The organism is Agrobacterium sp. Ap1 (assembly GCF_017313375.1).
Classification (GTDB): Bacteria; Pseudomonadota; Alphaproteobacteria; order Rhizobiales; family Rhizobiaceae; genus Neorhizobium; species Neorhizobium cellulosilyticum.
In genome coordinates this window covers 90,359-106,839 of the sequence record NZ_JAFLMY010000007.1, presented here as the reverse complement: position 1 = coordinate 106,839, position 16,481 = coordinate 90,359, and the positions used below count along the sequence as shown (strand labels likewise).

Annotated in this window: 14 protein-coding genes and 1 riboswitch; of the genes, 8 read left to right on the top strand and 6 right to left on the bottom strand. The window is 59.1% G+C overall.

Translation table 11 applies throughout. From position 1 onward, the window contains the following. Positions 1-60 precede the first annotated feature (60 nt). On the top strand, positions 61-870 hold the full coding sequence (locus JZX87_RS15750) for a DeoR/GlpR family DNA-binding transcription regulator (protein ID WP_183826337.1): 810 nt from the start codon (positions 61-63) through the stop codon (positions 868-870). A 98-nt stretch (positions 871-968) separates the two neighbouring features. After that, a riboswitch (FMN riboswitch) is annotated at positions 969-1,112 on the top strand. Between the two features lie 112 nt (positions 1,113-1,224). Beyond that, the gene (gene ribB, locus JZX87_RS15745; protein ID WP_148146912.1) at positions 1,225-1,857 is read left to right on the top strand and encodes a 3,4-dihydroxy-2-butanone-4-phosphate synthase; all 633 of its coding nucleotides are present in this window, start codon (positions 1,225-1,227) and stop codon (positions 1,855-1,857) included. Positions 1,858-1,906: 49 nt separating this feature from the next. Here ribB and JZX87_RS15740 read toward each other — a convergent pair whose 3' ends face one another. Next, positions 1,907-3,271, bottom strand: a complete 1,365-nt coding sequence (locus JZX87_RS15740) for an ATP-binding protein (RefSeq protein WP_206826665.1) — start codon at positions 3,269-3,271, stop codon at positions 1,907-1,909. Positions 3,272-3,505: 234 nt separating this feature from the next. Here JZX87_RS15740 and JZX87_RS15735 point away from each other — a divergent pair, with 234 nt between their 5' ends. After that, positions 3,506-4,354 carry a MipA/OmpV family protein gene (locus JZX87_RS15735; RefSeq protein WP_183685601.1) on the top strand — a complete coding sequence of 283 codons (849 nt, stop codon included), beginning with the start codon at positions 3,506-3,508 and terminating at the stop codon, positions 4,352-4,354. Between the two features lie 92 nt (positions 4,355-4,446). Here the strand turns inward: JZX87_RS15735 and JZX87_RS15730 are convergent, their stop codons facing one another. Next, positions 4,447-5,169 (bottom strand): response regulator transcription factor, encoded by a 723-nt coding sequence (locus JZX87_RS15730; RefSeq protein ID WP_206826663.1) that lies wholly within the window; start codon positions 5,167-5,169, stop codon positions 4,447-4,449. Between the two features lie 245 nt (positions 5,170-5,414). On the opposite strand from JZX87_RS15730, the gene JZX87_RS15725 reads away from it, so the two are divergent. After that, entirely contained in the window at positions 5,415-6,146 is a 732-nt protein-coding gene (locus tag JZX87_RS15725) for a phosphatase PAP2 family protein (protein WP_206826662.1), read from the top strand. A 93-nt stretch (positions 6,147-6,239) separates the two neighbouring features. Beyond that, positions 6,240-6,533, top strand: coding sequence for an acyl carrier protein (locus tag JZX87_RS15720; RefSeq protein WP_206826661.1), 294 nt, complete (start codon positions 6,240-6,242; stop codon positions 6,531-6,533). Between the two features lie 416 nt (positions 6,534-6,949). On the opposite strand, the gene JZX87_RS15715 is transcribed toward JZX87_RS15720, so the two are convergent. From JZX87_RS15715 to JZX87_RS15705, 3 genes are all read right to left on the bottom strand, one after another. Further along, positions 6,950-10,033: an efflux RND transporter permease subunit gene (locus tag JZX87_RS15715; RefSeq protein WP_206826660.1), complete on the bottom strand. Its 3,084-nt coding sequence runs from the start codon at positions 10,031-10,033 to the stop codon at positions 6,950-6,952. Further along, positions 10,030-11,259: an efflux RND transporter periplasmic adaptor subunit gene (locus JZX87_RS15710; protein ID WP_206826659.1), complete on the bottom strand. Its 1,230-nt coding sequence runs from the start codon at positions 11,257-11,259 to the stop codon at positions 10,030-10,032. The genes JZX87_RS15715 and JZX87_RS15710 overlap by 4 nt, the downstream gene beginning before the upstream one ends. Before the next feature lie 131 nt (positions 11,260-11,390). Next, on the bottom strand, positions 11,391-12,851 hold the full coding sequence (locus JZX87_RS15705; RefSeq protein WP_206826658.1) for a 4Fe-4S binding protein: 1,461 nt from the start codon (positions 12,849-12,851) through the stop codon (positions 11,391-11,393). A 228-nt stretch (positions 12,852-13,079) separates the two neighbouring features. On the opposite strand from JZX87_RS15705, the gene JZX87_RS15700 reads away from it, so the two are divergent. From JZX87_RS15700 to JZX87_RS15690, 3 genes are read left to right on the top strand one after another with little or no spacing between them, the layout of a single operon-like run. Further along, on the top strand, positions 13,080-13,631 hold the full coding sequence (locus tag JZX87_RS15700; protein ID WP_206826657.1) for an iron transporter: 552 nt from the start codon (positions 13,080-13,082) through the stop codon (positions 13,629-13,631). Positions 13,632-13,671: 40 nt separating this feature from the next. Continuing rightward, entirely contained in the window at positions 13,672-14,004 is a 333-nt protein-coding gene (locus JZX87_RS15695; protein ID WP_148147068.1) for a cupredoxin domain-containing protein, read from the top strand. 1 nt (position 14,005) lies between these two features. Next, positions 14,006-14,848, top strand: coding sequence for an FTR1 family iron permease (locus tag JZX87_RS15690; RefSeq protein WP_206826655.1), 843 nt, complete (start codon positions 14,006-14,008; stop codon positions 14,846-14,848). Between the two features lie 65 nt (positions 14,849-14,913). Here JZX87_RS15690 and JZX87_RS15685 read toward each other — a convergent pair whose 3' ends face one another. After that, the gene (locus JZX87_RS15685) at positions 14,914-16,362 is read right to left on the bottom strand and encodes a M20 family metallopeptidase (RefSeq protein WP_206826653.1); all 1,449 of its coding nucleotides are present in this window, start codon (positions 16,360-16,362) and stop codon (positions 14,914-14,916) included. Between the last annotated feature and the right edge of the window lie 119 nt (positions 16,363-16,481).

The following is a 16,481-nucleotide window of genomic DNA, read 5'->3' as shown; positions in this document are numbered from 1 at the left end:
CCATAGGAAGTGAATCGAATGGTTTCGATTGTTTGCGATTAAAGGACTAGGCAGGCCGGAATGGAAGCGAGAGAAGAGCAGGATGCTTCGGAGTCGATGATCGGCCTCCTGTCCGAGCCGAGACGGCGCCGTATCCTCGAATGGCTACAGGAAGAAGGGTCGGCGCGGGTGAGAGATCTCGCCGGCGCCTTCCGCGTGTCGGAAGCGACGATCAGGCAGGATCTGGAGCGGCTGGAAAGCGAAGGCTTCATCACCCGCGAGCATGGCGGCGCCTACCTCAACACCGCAGCACCCGCGACCGGCACGATGACGCTCCACCACCAGGAGAACATGGACAAGAAGCGCCGCATCGGCGCGCTTGCCGCAAGCCTTGTCAAGGACGGCGAGACGCTGATCCTGGATGCGGGCACGACGACGACCGAAATCGCCACCCGACTGACCAACCGGCGCGACCTGACGCTGATCACCAATGCGCTGAACATCGCGATCATCTTGGGCTCGGTACCGACCTTTGCGGTGCATATGCCGGGCGGCCAGTTCAAATCGCCGACGCTGTCGCTCTCGGGCGACAAGTCGGTCGAGTATTTCCGCAACATCTTCGCCGGCAAGCTGTTTCTCGCCACCGCCGGCGTGGCGCTCGATGCGGGTCTCACCTATCCGAGCTTTGCCGACCTTCAGCTCAAGGAAGCGATGATCAAGGCCGCGGCGCATGTCTATCTCGTCGCCGATAGCACCAAGATCAACCGCTCGTCGTTCACCCGTCTCGGCTCGCTGGACGTGATCAATTCCTTCATCACTGATGACGGGATTTCCGACCGGGATGCGAAAGAATTCGAGAAGCGCGGTATCGAGGTTCTGATAGCAAAATAAAGCGCATCTTCCAGCGATTGCGCAATATTTTCATCCCTATCTGAATTTTCTGGGTGCGTTTGCCTGTTGCAATTCAAGCGTCTGTTGAAATAAACTTGGCCCGTTCTCAGGGCGGGGTGCAACTCCCCACCGGCGGTATCGGGGTCTCCCCCGGAGCCCGCGAGCGCTTCCCAAAAGGAAGGTCAGCAGATCCGGTGAGATGCCGGAGCCGACGGTTATAGTCCGGATGGAAGAGACCAACCCGCGGCGGCCTTTGACCGGGCTGCCCGTGGCGCTTGTTCGCCCAAGGGATAAGTTTTGTCGGCGAAAGCCGATGCAACAGCCTTCACCGGCTTAACCCTTGAAAGACTTGAAATGACGATTTCCAGAATTGAAGATGCAGTAGAAGCCTTCGCCCGCGGCGAAATGGTTGTCGTTGTCGATGACGAGGATCGCGAAAATGAAGGCGATCTGATCTTTGCTGCAGAAGATGCGACAAACGAAAAGATAGCGTTCATGATGAACAAGGCTCGTGGCCTGATCTGCATCGCCATGGACCACAATCGCATCGACGAACTCGAACTTCCCCTCATGGTGCCGAACAACACGGAATCGATGAAAACGGCCTTCACCGTATCCGTCGATTACATTCCGGGCACCACGACCGGCATCTCAGCGGCCGATCGCGCCGCGACCGTCAAGGCGCTTGTCGACCCGAGCGCCCGCCCTGCAGATTTTGCCCGCCCCGGCCATATCTTCCCCTTGCGGGCAAACCCGGAAGGCGTTCTCGGTCGCACCGGTCACACGGAAGCGGCAGTCGATCTTTGCAGGCTGGCCAGAAAATCCCCGGCCGGCGTCATCTGCGAAATTTCCAATGAAGACGGCACGATGGCCCGTCTTCCGCAGCTCGAGATCTTCGCCGAACAGAACGGCCTGCTGGTCATTACCATCGAGGATCTCGTTCGATACCTGAATGACGCGAAAGCCGGAGCGCTGGCAGCAGCCTGATAGCTCGGGATTGAGAAAGTTACGGCGAGCCCCACAGGCTCGCCGTTTTTTATTTGTGCTCCAGAGGCAGGATGATCCGCGCCACGAGCCCATTGGGCTGACGATCCAGCAGGACCAGTTTTCCATGATGCGCCTGGACGATCTCGGCAACGATCGAAAGCCCGAGACCGAAACCTGTTTCCGTGTCCTGGCGCGCTGTATCCACCTTGAAGAAGGGTTCCAGCACGCGCGTGCGATATTGCTCGGGAATTCCCGGCCCGTCATCGCTGATGTCGATAACCGCCTGACCATCGACTGCGCGAAGCTCGACAGTCACATGCGTGCCGAACTTGATCGCGTTTTCGCACAGGTTGGTAATCGCGCGTGTCAGCGCCAGCGGCTTGAAGTTGGTGACCATCCGCGCCGGGCCATCATACTGCACATCATGCCCCATATCGGCGAATTCGTCACAGGTCGTCTGCAGCATGGAAGCGAGATCCGCGCGTTGCGAGACTTCGCGTTGGTGGTTGTCGCGAAGATAACCGAGGCTTTCCTTCAACAGCCTGTCGATCCGCTCGATATCTCCCAGAAGACCTTCCCTGATCTCTTCTTCGCTCACCCTTTCCGCGCGAAGCCGCAGGCGCGTCAGCGGCGTCCGCAGGTCGTGGCTGATGCCACGCAACATCCTTGTTCGCGATTCCACCATGGTCGAGATTCGCCGCTGCATGCCATTCAGCGCCCGGGCGAGTGTGACGATTTCGGAGCTTCCACGTTCTTCGAAGATCGCCGGGCCGAGAGAAATGTCCGCTTTCATCGCCGCGGAAGCGATACGTCGCAAAGGGCTGGTCAGCGCCCGTACTGCAAAAAGCGAAAACAGGATGAGCAGCGTGACTGTTGCCACCAGATAGTTCGAACCGAATATCAGTGCATCGTTGCGAAGGAAGCTTTCGGGCAATTCCATGACGAGAAGTGTATCCTGATCGACTTGCGCGGCAAGCACACGTCTGCCGTCGGCAAATGTCCTCCAGCCACCAAATGGTACGGGGTGGTTTTCTGGAGGAAGTAGGCGATCGAGGATGACTTGGAGGAAAGGCTCGTCAGGCGAGGACGTGGTGAAACGTTCTGAATACGAGAGCGGCTGCAATGTCAGACGCCCGTCTTCGTGATTAGCCGCCGCCAGTATCACATCTCTGTCGCTGGGCGTTGCCGACGCAAACACAGAAGCGATCGCGGTCACGTGGGCCGACATACTTTCCATATCTGGAGCGCTGTATTCCTCCCTGACCCAACTTTCGAGCGTCGAACCGATGATGAAAGCAATGATCAGGCAGGCGAAAATGACTGCGGTGATCTGGCCGTGAATGGTCGAAATCAACCGGGAGACCCGAAATCCCAAAACGCCCCCTTGGGCCGTTCCGCCCGGTACAGATTGCATTGCGGCCCTTATCGCAGGCCCATTGCCCTGAAGATAAGGCCATCCGCTGCAAAACCACATTAAGTTTTGTGTCGATCGCACCCTGCCTTGCACCCAGGCCGTCCAATCCGCCTTGCCCGCAACAAAGCGTAACACAAAGACATGCTGCACCGCATCCATCCGTGACAGGACAGACGTGTTGCATGCACGGCTCGCCCTTGAGGTGGTGCCCGTGTTAAATTCACTGGAGCACCCATGTCTTTTATCCAACGGACCGATCGGCGACTTCTCGCAAGCGCCATATACGTCACGCTCGCGATCGCCGGCACGGTTTCGACCACGCTCGCCGCCGATGCAGGCCTTGCAGGACAGCCGCCGGAACCGCCATTCGACCAGGAGCGGTTCAACAAGGAAAAACCGGAACGCAACTGGAGCCTAATCGTCGGCGCCGGTGGAATTTACGAGCCGGAATATGAAGGTAGCGGCGACTTCAAGGTCCAGCCCGTACCATTCGTCGTCTTCACCTATGGCGAGTGGCTGGAGATCGATCCGCGCGGCGTGACGATCACCGCATTCGAGCACAACGGTTTCGCACTCGCCGCCAAGGTCGGTTACGAAGGCGGACGCGATGAAGACGACGCTGACCGCCTGAGGGGGCTGGGCGATATCGACTTCGCAGCCACCGTCGGCGCCAAGGCCTCCTATAAATGGGACGGCTTCGAGATTTATGCGAGCGTCGACCAGACCATCGAAGGCAGCGAGAGCCTGATCGGCACATTCGGCGCAGAATATCAGGCGCCGGTCAGCGAACGGCTGATCCTCGGCGCAGGCGTCGAGGCGGTGGTGGCCAACGACAAGCACATGCAATCCTATTTCGGCGTCACCGCCGCCCAGGCGGCAAGATCCGGTCTTGCGGAATACAAGGCCGAAGCCGGCCTGAAACGCGTCAACGTTTCGGCATCGGCAATCTACCTGTTGAGCGAAAACTGGCTTATCCGCGGCGAAGCCGGCGTGGGTTTCCTGACAGGAGACGCTGCAGACAGCCCGATCGTGGAAGAAAAGACACAGCCCTCCGCTTCTCTATTTGTCGGCTACAAATTCTGAAGAAGACGGGCGTCAAAGACGATGAAAGCCGGGCATTGCCCCGGCTTTTTTATCGGGTGCATCGCACCCGCGTCTGAGCGCACCGCAGCCATTCAAGCCTGTTCGACATTGGCGGTAAACATGTAGCCGCCGAGCCGCACGGTTTGCAGCAGAACCGGGCTTTTCGGATCGGCCTCGATCTTCTGTCTGAGACGGCTGATATGGACATCAACACTGCGTTCGATCGGACCGGCAAGGCCGGTATGGGTGAGCGAAAGAAGCTCTTCGCGCGTAATCACCCGGCCGGGATTGCGGCAGAAGGCGAGCAGAAGATCAAATTCCGTCGTCGTCACGGAAACCCGGGCATTGCTCGGATCATGCAGTTGTCGGCGCAGGGGGTCTATCTGCCAGCCTTCGAAGCGGAGCTTTCGCTGAACCGCGGTGTTCACCAGCCCGTAGGATGCACGCCGAAGCAGGCTGCGGATACGGGCAACGACTTCGCGGGGGCTGAACGGCTTGGTGACATAGTCATCGGCACCGACCTCCAGCCCGACGATGCGGTCAACCTCTTCACCGAGCGCGGTCAAAAGAATGATCGGCGTCGTCTTTTCCGAGCGGATGCGCCGGCAGATGCTCAGACCATCTTCACCGGGCAACATGACATCCAGGATGATGAGGTCGAATTCGTTGGTGCGTAAGAGGGCGTTCATTACATGCCCGTCTTCGGCAACGGTCGCCACCATGCCGTTTTCCTGAATGGCAAGCGCGAGCAGCTTACCGATTTCGGGATCATCCTCGACAATCAGGATCTTTGCATTGGCTGAGTTTGCTTGCACGGCTGTCGTCCTTGATCGCCTGACTGCACGCGTTTCGCATGCCCGCCGGGGAGCATATGTTTCGCTTTATTAAGTTTTGTTACGAAGCTTGGGAAGAAATCGACAATACAAGCAGTTACGCATTTCTGCATGCCCGAAAAGCCTCCGGGAAGCTTTGTGAGATGGCACGCAACAATACGAAACAAGACAAAATGAACCGGCCATGTCGCCAGGAATAGCTTGCTCCGAAAACCTGGAGCAAACCTATGACGTTACCAGTCTCGCGCAACAAGCAAGCAGGCTTCCACCTTTCGCTCGTCGTCATGGCGACGGTGGTTACGAGTGTCGCATTCTATCTCAATCCATCCATCGACATGACCGTTTCACAGCATTTCTTTGACGGCGAACAATTCCCCCTGAAGCATAATGGATCGCTGCAGACACTGCGGCAGGCGAATTTCTGGGCCGGTACGGTCGTGATAGGTGCGTCAATGCTCCTGCTGCTCTCGCAGCGTCTGAGGAATGCGATTGGTGTCAGTCTCGGCCGCACATTTGTTCCGCTGATCACCTACGGCGTGGGCGTCGGTCTTATCGTGAATATGCTCCTGAAGAACACGTTTGGAAGGGCAAGGCCACGCGACACATTTGGGCTTGGTGGTGAGGATCCCCTGTCCGCTGCCTGGGAATTTTCCCAGGCTTGTGCATCGAACTGTTCGTTCACGTCGGGAGAAGCAGCAGGCGCAATGGCAATGATGTCTCTCGTCTATCTCCTCCCGGCCGGCCAGAGGACAATTCGCAGGATAGTGCAGACCCTGCTCGGCATTTTAGCCGTCTCATTGTCGTTCAACCGCATTCTGTTTGGCGGGCATTATCTCTCCGACGTCGTACTTTCCATGCTCATCGTCACCATCGTGATGCTCTCAGCGGATTTGCTGCTGCGCCAAGTCCAGCGGGTCCGATTTGTTGTCGAGAAGAATGGTGAGGCCTACCCGGTGTGAAAACCACGGCCGACGTCGATATCGCGCATCTGCGCCGTAGCCCGAGCTTTCGGGCTGCGGCCTATTTCATGACAACGCCAAAGAGATTTCACCATGGAAAATTCCCGTCTTACCGGGTCTCACCAGCCCATCACAAAAGACCTGGCGAACAGGGTAAAGAGCATCATCGCGACCTATCTTGATCTTCCCGAAGAGCTTCTCGTCGAAGATGCAAGCCTGTCGCAGGATCTGGGTGCGGACTCGCTCGAGATCACCGAGATGGTGATGGCCTTCGAAGAAGAGTTTGGCTTTACCATCAATGACGACATGGCCGACCGGTTTCTGACGGTCGGCGACATTATCCGACATCTGCAAGCCTCTGAGAACGCCAGGGCGGATCGGCTTTGAGAATTTACGTGCCGGGAAGCAAAGGCCCATGCCTTTCGGCATGGCTCTGTTTTTGCATCCCTTTTCTTCTCACAGCCTCGCCAGGGAATTTGACGTTCATCCGATGCAGGTTGCTTTGAATGCATAGAAGCCCCCTCTCATGTTTGATTTTTCAGGTACTGATATCGGCAGTTCTTGCCGGCGCGCTTCTGGGCGGCCCTGTTATCCTGATGCTTTTGGTGGATCGCAGCTATTGAAGTATCGAGGCCACGCCTCGCCTGCGGCAAGCTCGGAATAGGTGACGCACTAAGCTCCAGTTTGCGGACATCGCATTCCCAAACAATATGCAGAAACGGATGACGGGGCCAGCCTGCGGAAGCTGGCCCCGTCCAGACGCGCCGGGGATCGGCCTGGGGGGCCGTCGGATCATGGCGCGCCTATTTCTGGACCTCTTTCAGGTCCGCTTCGGCCGACTGGAGGAAAGGCCTGAAGATTTGGCCTGCACGATCGCCGCCGGCGGAGACGATCAGGTGCAGGGAGGGGATCACCACCAGCGAGAGGATGGTGGAAACCAGCAGCCCGCCGATCACCGCGATTGCCATCGGAGCCCGAAACTCGCCCCCCTCTCCGATACCGAAAGCCGAGGGCAACATGCCGCCTACCATGGCAAGTGTCGTCATGATGATCGGGCGCGCCCGCTCGCGGCAGGCTTCGACAACCGCCTCTCCGCGCGAAAGCCCATGCGCCTCCCGCTCGACGGCGAAATCCACCAGCATGATCGCATTCTTGGTGACGATACCCATCAGCATCAGGATACCGATCACGACAGGCAGGGATATCGGGTAGCCGCTGAGAAGCAGCGCCGCGACGACCCCGCCGATGGAAAGTGGCAGCGATGCCAGGATGGTGAAAGGCGACAGGACGCTTTTGAAAAGCAGGATCAGGACGATGAGCACCAGCATGATGCCGCCACCCATGGCAACGGCAAAACTCTCGAATATCTCTCCTTCCGTATCCGAATCGCCGGTCGCCTGGACACGCACGCCATCCGGCAGGGTCTTCACGCTTTCGAGCTGCATCAACCGCTCAAGCCCCTGGCCTGATGTGAGGCCATTCGCCATGTCAACGCCGATCTCGATCCGGCGCTGGCGCTCGAAACGATCGATCGCCGCAACTGTCTCATCGAGACTGATCGTGGCGACCGCCGACAGCGGCAATTGTCCACCATTTGCGGCCGGAACGCTCAGCGTCTCGAAGACCCCCAAATTTCCCCGCGCGGCGCGATCGAGAACCACGCGGATCGGGATCTGCCGCGAGCCCTCGATAAAATTCGCCAGGCGCGAATCCACATCGCCGATCGTCGAAATCCGCATCGTGCTGGCAATGGCTGCGGTGGAGACACCGAGCGTCGCCGCCTTTTCGGTATCGACCGTCATGCGCAGCTCCGGCCGCATCGCGACATTGTCACTCGAAGCCCCGACAAAGCTGCTGTCTGATGCCATCTCGCGAAGGATCCGATCGGTCGCGGCCTGAACGGCATCGCCGTCACTGCCCAGCACGGAAAAAGATATGTCGCGACCGCCGCGATCGTTGAGAAAGCGCAGTCGCACATCTGGAATATCGACCAGCGCCTTTTCGAGTTCGGCTTCGATAGCAAAGGAAGACCGGTTACGCTCCGCCTTGTGCACGAGGTCGACGGAGACGACAGCATAACGCACATCCTGCTGGCCGCTCATGCTCGATCCGGCCCGAACCAGCACACCCTCGACTTCGGCGAGCTTACCGATCGTGGCGGCAATCCCGTCGGTGACCTGACGGGTCTCGTCGAGGCTTGTGCCGGGTGGCAATTCGACGGCCAGCGTCAGGCGGCCGGTGTCTTCTTCCGGCAGGAACGTGGTCGGAACCGACATAAGTGACATCATCGCCAGCGCGAACAGGCCGAAGGCGGCTGTGACCGTCAACCATTTCCACCGCAGCGTCAGCCGCAGCAGCCACTCGTAGGCGAGCGACAATTTTCCTTTTCTCGGTTCGACCGGCGGAGCGGCGGTCATGATATAGGCGGCCATGACCGGAGTGATCAGCCGCGCGACGAGAAGCGAAAAGAACACCGCGATAGCCACGGTCAGGCCGAATTCGCGGAAATATAGCCCAACGACACCGCTCATCAGCCCGACAGGCGCAAAGACGGCGATGATCGTTGCCGAGATCGCAATCACTGCCAGACCGATTTCGTCCGATGCATCGAGTGCCGCGCGATAGGCGGATTTTCCCATGTTGCGATGCCGGACAACATTTTCGATCTCGACGATCGCATCATCGACCAGGATGCCGGTCACCAGCGTAATGGCGAGCAGGCTGAGGATGTTGAGCGAAAAGCCGAGCATGTCGATGGCAAAGAATGTCGGGATGATCGACAGCGGCAATGCGACAGCCGCAACCAGCGTCGCGCGCCAATCGCGCAGGAAGAGGAACACGACGATGATCGAAAGTGCCGCCCCTTCGAGCAGGGTATTGATCGCCGAATGATAATTTCCTTCCGTGTATGAAATCGTGTCATCAACAATCTCGAAGCGAAGACCGGGATGGCTGAGACGTAGTTTTTCGACCGCAGCGAATACTCCATTCGCCACGGTGACGGCGCTTGCGCCCTGGGACCGATAGACTGAGAAACCGACGACATCGGAACCGTTCAGAGTCGCAAACGCGCGCGGTTCGGCAAAGGTGTCGCTGACGGTTGCGACATCCGCCAGCCGGACCGAGTTTTCGCCGCCAAGCGACAGGCGGGTTTCCGCCAAGCCGGAAACGGTGCTAGCGGCGGCGGCTGTCGTCAGCACCTGTTCGCGGCCCTCCATATCACTGCGCCCGCCCGAACGGTCGAGCTGGGTTTCCATGATCGTCTCGTTGACCGAGTTGACCGAAAGCGACAATGCCTGCAGCCGGTCGGCATCGAGCTCGACATGGATCTCGCGGTCGGCCCCGCCGATCCGATCGATACGCCCGACGCCGGAGAGCCCCTGCAGGTCGCGTTTTACCGTGTCATCGATTAACCAGGATAGTTCGGTCACCGTCATTTCCTGGCTGGAGACGGCATAAGTGACGATCGATTGCGCCTCCTCCTCGATCCGTTCGATGATCGGCTCGTCGATCGCGCTCGGCAGATCACCCCTGATCCTTGTCACGGCATCTCGCACATCGTTCATCGCCCGATCCGGCGAAACCAGGCCGAGTTCGAATTCGACCGTGGTGACCGAACGCCCCTCGCCGATCGTCGACGACAATTCCTTGATCGCCGGAAGCGAGGCGATCGCATTTTCGACAAGCCGCGTCACCTCGGTTTCCAGTTCGACCGGCGTGGCGCCGGATTGCTCGACCGTGACCTTCACGGCCGGCGTTATGATCGTCGGGAGATAGGTGATCGGTAGCCGGGTAAAGCTGTAGATGCCGACAACCGTCAAGATGACGAAAAGCAGGATGGAGGGAAGCGGATTGCGGATCGCCCAGGCGGAAATATTGCCGCTCATCGCGCCATCTCCCTGCTTTCCATGGCAAGGGCCGAGGCCATGTGATCGGAAACAGACCGCTCCGACATGGCCATAACGGGCCGGACCTTTTCCTGGGCTTTCAGAAACCCGCCGGATTTCAGCACGACCATCTCGCCATCGCTGACACCGGCAATTATTTCGACAAAGCCCTCCTGCCGGATGCCGACAGTCACATCGCGACGATCCACGACACCGTCCTTGACGACGAAGACATTGCTTGCGCCGCTTGCGGTATTCACCGCACTGCCGGGTAGAAGAATGTTACGCCGCGCCGGAGCGTTAATGCTTCCGCGGGCAAAGACGCCGGGCTTCAGCCCATCCGCCTCATCCAGTTCGATGCGCACTTCGCCGCTGCGCGTAACCGGATCGACCTGCGCTGCATTCAGCCGCAACCTGCCACCGAGCTGCCCCTCATATCCCGGCAGGCTGATCTGCGCCCGCATGCCTTCATCGAGCCGCAGAAAACTCGTTTCCGTCACCTGCGTGGAAAACTCGATTTCAGCATCCTTGGCGATGACGAATAGCGGATTGGCGGAAGCAGACGTCATCGCCCCGATGCGCGCTGTTCGCTTGAGCACCAGCCCGGCATCGGGCGCACGGACCGTGCTGCGCTCGATCGTCAGCTCGATTTCCTTCCGCTCGCGGGCAATCAGCTCCGCATCGGCTTCCGCCAGCGCAAGCGACTGGCGGGCAAGCCGCAGTTCCGCCACCGCACGGGCATGGGCATTTTCATGTTCGTCCAGAAGCTGCTGCGATACGGCGCCTCTCGGCTGTAGCGCCCGACTGCGCTCCAGGAGCTTGCGCGCCTCCGCCTCGCTGACGGCGGCAACTTCCAGCCTGCTTTCCTCCACTTCAGCGGCGGCTCTTGCCCGCAGCATGCTGACCGAATTCTTGTCGAGCAGCATGCGTGCTTCGGTCGTGTCGATCAGCGCAAGCGGCTGCCCTCTCTCGACCCGCTGCCCGGATTCGGCAAGGATATGTTCGATCACCCGTCCCTCGATGAAAGGACGAACTTCCACCTCTTCCCTGGCAACCAGCGAGCCGACAACGGGGATCTTCTCGGTCACCTCGCCTTTTCGAGCGACGACGACCGTGACCGGCGTCTGGCTTTCAGCCTGTGACGCGGAGAAGAACACCAACCACAGCACCAATGCCGAGACGGCAAGACGCAGTTGCGGCAGCACTGATCGGGATATCCCGTACATGAGGCACCTTTCGGTTTTATCCGCACATGTCTGCGGATGATACGGAAGGAACCGTAGCGATCAGACGCGCGGCCGGTGTGTCGTCACGTTAAGAAAGGTTACACCCGCCGCCAGCGCGGCAATGCTGTCGATCAAAGCCCGATGATCGCCGGCCACCAGCCAAGGCCGACGAAAAGGCTGCCGGCAATGCCCGGAAGCAGAGGCAGAAAGCGCCTGATTGGTGCGACCTGCTGTCGTTCGAGGATCTTTATTCCGAGCCAGACGCTCCACAGCAGCCCCATGAGAAACAGCCCGCCGCGGATCGCGCCCGCGCCGCTTGCACCAAAAGCGGTATATCGCAACGGTTCCAGCAGTTCTGCCCCAAGCCCGATGATCAGGCTAATCAGCGCAATCGGAGCATATTGATAACCGAGTTCGGTAAACAACTGCCCGAAGCCGCCATCTGCCCCTGCACGCTTCGCCAGAAAGGCACTCGCCGCAGTCAACAAGGCAAGGACAGCGGTCAATGCCGCCATGACCGCCAACATGAAGAAGACGATCATGACGAAATCGAGCCAGCGGAACACTTCCGCACGCGCCGGATGAATACTCATCAGCCAGGATGGGCCGACAGTAGTGACCCAGTTCCAGTGATGCTGGATTGCAAACACGCCAAAAGCCTGCCGCCATTGCTGATATTGCGGCAGCACCAGCCAGAGGAAGCCGCCGAGGGCGACTCCGGTATCCAGAAACAGGAACCAGGCCTCCGCCTTGTTGGCGCGATGATCACGAATATCCTCGATCTCGCGGCCCGGACGACGGATATCCAGCCGGATACTGCCAGCCGCGTGCGGGTGGACGCAGCGAAAGCACTCGATACAGTGCCGGCTTTCACTCTTGCGCGGCAGGTCGATCATCGTCGGGCAGGCACCTTTCTGGCTATAGGCATCGCCGCCCGGCAGCCGGATTTTCGGCGTGAACTGAACCGCGCCAAGCCGGGAATAAAGCCCGAGCACCCGGCCGATCGGGCAGAGATGCCTGCACCAGACGCGTTTCTTGCGGCCATAAAGGCCGCCGATCGCGATTGCCAAAAGCATGGTGCCGCCGAAAAGTCCGGCAGCAGCTTCTGGATGATCCCGCACACCGATCGTCTGGCCGTAAAGCGTCATTACGATGAAGCTGAGCGCAGGCGTGCCTTCCCAGCGGATCCAGGCCGGGATCCGGCGCTGCAGCCCGTAACGATTGGCAAGCTCGGACGCAGCCCCCATCGGGCACAAAAGACCGCACCAGATCCGCCCGAAGACGATGACCGACAGAAAGACAAGCGGGAACCAGATGCCCCAGAGCAGATATTGCAGCGCCAGCGTTCCATTCGACAGCGGCGTCGTTTCCGGCGGCGGATCAGGCAGCAGAAGCGGCAGGCCGAGCACCAGAAGAAACACGAGAAACATGATGCCCTGGATGATCCAGTAATACGGGCGCGTCCGCACGAAGAATGCTTCGAGTGCGATGAGCCAGTTCGGGCGTTCGGGCAGTTCCTCCGCCTCAACCAGCAGCGATGGCGCGAACGTTGCCGCCGGAGCGAAATCACGATGACGGTAAACCTCTGTCATTTCATCTCTCTCGGCACAACAACAATTCCAGCGTGTAAATATGTCGCACGCCCGAATTGGAATGAGATACCAATCAATCAGGATAAACACTCTCATATTTAACATGGAGATCAGCCGAAGTACTTGAATTTTGTCATTTATATCATGACCTTGATGAAAACTTTCAGGCTTGACTCCACATTTTTCCAGGCAGATGTTCGCGCCACATTTTCCCGAAAAGGACCTGTTATGCGCGAAACCCAAATTTTCAAGACGGCATTCCTGCCCGCCGCTTTTGCTGCTGCAACACTCTTTTCCGCCGGCTCGGCATCTGCCCTGGAATATCCGATCGGCGAGCCGCAGGAAGCAGGCGGTATGGAAGTGGCTGCGGTCTATCTGCAGCCGATCCTGATGGAGCCGGCTCACATGATGCGCGCAGCCGCCGATTCCGACGTGCATCTGGAAGCCGATATCCACGCGACGAAGGATAACAAGAACGGGTTTGCCAATGGCGACTGGGTGCCGAACCTGACGATTAGCTATGTGCTGACCAAGGGCGGCGTGAAAGTGTCGGAAGGCCCGCTGATGCCGATGGTTGCCTCCGACGGGCCGCATTACGGCGACAACGTCAAGCTCGACGGCCCCGGCGACTATAACCTCGTGTTCAAGATTGCAGCGCCGGACGGGATGATGTTCGGCCGCCATGTCGATGACGAAACCGGCGTCGCCAAATGGTTCGAGCCGTTCGAGACCAGCTATGACTTCACTTTCACGGGCGTGGGCAAAAAGGGTGGCTACTGATCACTCTTCCCCCCGTAAGGAACAGTGCCTTGGCCTCACCATGGCGCTGTTCCTCGCGTTTTCGATTGTTCCGCCGGCAATAGTGGCGGCCGCTGACGATCCAAGCTTCACCATAACGTTCAACGATGGCGTGGTTTCGCCGTCGCGTCTCGAAGTGCCGGCCGAAACCCGCTTCGAAATCCGGCTGATCAACAACGGCAAGACACCGGCGGAGTTCGAGAGCATTCCGTTGAGCAAGGAGAAGGTGATCGGACCGGGGGTCTCCACCTTCATCGTCATCAAATATCTTGATCCGGGCGAATATTCGTTCTTCGACGATTTTCATCCGGACGCTCCGCCCGCCGTTCTCGTCGCGGTTCCTTCTGAGGACTGACATGTTTGCCTCCATTGCCTTTGTCGTCTGGCGCGAGAGCGTCGAAGCCCTTTTGGTGATCGGCATTCTCGATGCCTGGCTGGTCAGCCGGAGCGTGGAGACGCGCCGCGCCCGCGGTTTTCTCTGGGGCGGCGCAGCGGCGGGGCTCGGCGTCGCCGGTGTGCTTGCAGGACTCCTGCTCTGGCTGGGCGAAACAGTCTCCGACGACGCCCAGACGATCTACCAGACGGTGATCGCGCTGCTCGCAGCCGGGCTGATCCTGCAGATGGTCTTCTGGATGCGCAGCCACGGCCGCTCGATGCGCGGCGAGCTCGAAAGTTCGCTCAGCACGGCGGTTGCCGCAGGCAGTTGGTGGGGTGTCTTCGCCCTTGCGCTCATTGCGGTTGCCCGCGAAGGCAGCGAAACGGTCGTGTTCATCTACGGTATTCTGTCTGCTGGTGTCATGGGCTCGCTGCTTGCCGGAATTCTTGCCGGAGTGACCGGTTTCGTCGCGGCTGCAATCACCTATGCCCTGCTGATGACCGGCAGCCGGGTCATCTCCTGGCGGGTTTTCTTCCGGATTTCCGAGATCGTGCTGCTCTTCCTCGCCTGCGGCCTGCTGATGACAGGGATCGACGGATTGATCAATCTCGATATCCTGCCGCGCCTGTCGCACGCGCTGTGGAACAGCAATTTCCTAATGTCCGACGGCACGACAGCCGGCGGTTTCTTCGCATCCATGACCGGCTATCGCGCCCGGCCGAACCTGATGCAGCTCATTGTCTTCTTTGGCTACTGGATCGCGGTGCTGGCCATCATCTACCGGCCACGCAAAGGTTCGTTCTCCACCGCTGCGCATCACTAGCGATTTGCCCGGGTGCTTTGTGTCAGCATATGGTGTGGCCATTGCCTGAATGGCCGTATCTCTTTTCACACAGAGGAATGTGTGGCGGGCATCACATTGTCGGGGATCGGGCACACATATTTCCGGCCATCGGTCTTCTCTGTCCATTCCGCCTTTGCGGCTTCCAGAAGTTCGGGAGACGTCATAAGCGAGAGGCCAGTCGCCGCCAGCGTCTTTGCTGCATGTGCCATGGCTTTGTGAGCCCCCGCGCTTTTTCCCTGTGCCACCACCTGCCAGGTGTGAGGATTGGTGCCGATTGCCCAGGTGGGCGTCCAGCATTGCGCTGTCGGCGTTACCCAGCTTACATCTCCCACGTCCGTAGATCCGGCACGGAAATGCGAAGACCCCTCGAAGTCGCGCAGACCCAGATGCAACGGTGTCGAACCATCGACCTTTGCATTGGAAAAAACATCGCCCTTGATCTGATAAAGGCGGATGCTGCTCCTGATAGCTTCGTCAGTAAATGTGTCTTGGATAGACTTGGCGAATGCGAGATCCGTTTCATCGAAAGCGATGGGACCGAGCGCCACCATGTTGTCATGCATGGCCGTTTCAAGGGTGATGTTTGGCAGAAGATTGGTGGAGGCCGTGTCGAAGACGATTTCGACCTCTGTCTCGGTCATCATTGCCGCGCCGCGGGCGACCTTGTCGACACGCTTGGCAAGATCGAGCGCCTGCGACATTTCCGGCGCGCGAACCAGATAGACAACTTCCGCATGGGCCTGCACGACATTGGCGGCGCGCCCTCCGGTATCGGTTATCGCATAATGCACGCGGCAATCCTGCGGCATGTGTTCGCGCAGGAAATTGACGCCGACGTTCATCAGTTCAACGGCATCCAGCGCCGAACGGCCGAGATGCGCTGCATTCGAGGCATGGGCGGCGAGGCCCTTGAAGCGATAGAAATATTCAAGAACCGCCAGATTGTTGGTGGAGCGTACGCCGTTGAATGGCGCCGGATGCCAGGTAAGCGCCGTATCGACGTCATCAAACAGGCCCGCACGCACCATGAACGTCTTTCCCGAGCCGCCTTCTTCCCCGGGGCAACCGTAATAACGCACGGTGCCAGCTAGGTTGTTGTCCCTCATATGCCGGGCGAGCGCGATGGCCGCCATCAGGGAACCGACACCCAAAAGATTGTGGCCACAGCCGTGGCCGGTCGCGCCGGAAACGATCGGCTTGGGCTCGGCCACATCCGCAGCCTGGCTCATTCCCGCCAAGGCGTCGAATTCTCCGAGCAGCGCGATCACCGGCTTGCCGCTGCCGAATTCGCCGATGAAGGCCGTGTCCATGCCCGCCACGCCACGACGCACAGCAAACCCATTCTTCTCCAGCGCCTTTGCCAGCATATCCGACGAACGCCTTTCTTCGAACTTCAACTCGGCAAAATCCCAGATTCTGTCGCTGAGTTCGGAGAATTCCGGTTTCATCTCTTCGATCGCGTTGGCAATCGACGTCACGGCATCGCGGTTCATGGCCTGTCCTCGCATGAATGTGTGAGCGCCCTCAGGACGCAGAAAAACATCCGGCGATCTCCCGTCGGTTGAATTTCCTTGAAAAGGTAGACAGGCGCGCCGATCCTTGCCGGCGCGCT

Coding starts and splice junctions, on each gene's coding strand:
- JZX87_RS15750 (WP_183826337.1), top strand. CDS start 61: ATGGAAGCGAGAGAAGAGCAGGATGCTTCGGAGTCGATGATCGGCCTC.
- ribB (WP_148146912.1), top strand. CDS start 1,225: ATGACGATTTCCAGAATTGAAGATGCAGTAGAAGCCTTCGCCCGCGGC.
- JZX87_RS15740 (WP_206826665.1), bottom strand. CDS start 3,271: ATGCAATCTGTACCGGGCGGAACGGCCCAAGGGGGCGTTTTGGGATTT.
- JZX87_RS15735 (WP_183685601.1), top strand. CDS start 3,506: ATGTCTTTTATCCAACGGACCGATCGGCGACTTCTCGCAAGCGCCATA.
- JZX87_RS15725 (WP_206826662.1), top strand. CDS start 5,415: ATGACGTTACCAGTCTCGCGCAACAAGCAAGCAGGCTTCCACCTTTCG.
- JZX87_RS15720 (WP_206826661.1), top strand. CDS start 6,240: ATGGAAAATTCCCGTCTTACCGGGTCTCACCAGCCCATCACAAAAGAC.
- JZX87_RS15715 (WP_206826660.1), bottom strand. CDS start 10,033: ATGAGCGGCAATATTTCCGCCTGGGCGATCCGCAATCCGCTTCCCTCC.
- JZX87_RS15710 (WP_206826659.1), bottom strand. CDS start 11,259: ATGTACGGGATATCCCGATCAGTGCTGCCGCAACTGCGTCTTGCCGTC.
- JZX87_RS15705 (WP_206826658.1), bottom strand. CDS start 12,851: ATGACAGAGGTTTACCGTCATCGTGATTTCGCTCCGGCGGCAACGTTC.
- JZX87_RS15700 (WP_206826657.1), top strand. CDS start 13,080: ATGCGCGAAACCCAAATTTTCAAGACGGCATTCCTGCCCGCCGCTTTT.
- JZX87_RS15695 (WP_148147068.1), top strand. CDS start 13,672: ATGGCGCTGTTCCTCGCGTTTTCGATTGTTCCGCCGGCAATAGTGGCG.
- JZX87_RS15690 (WP_206826655.1), top strand. CDS start 14,006: ATGTTTGCCTCCATTGCCTTTGTCGTCTGGCGCGAGAGCGTCGAAGCC.
- JZX87_RS15685 (WP_206826653.1), bottom strand. CDS start 16,362: ATGAACCGCGATGCCGTGACGTCGATTGCCAACGCGATCGAAGAGATG.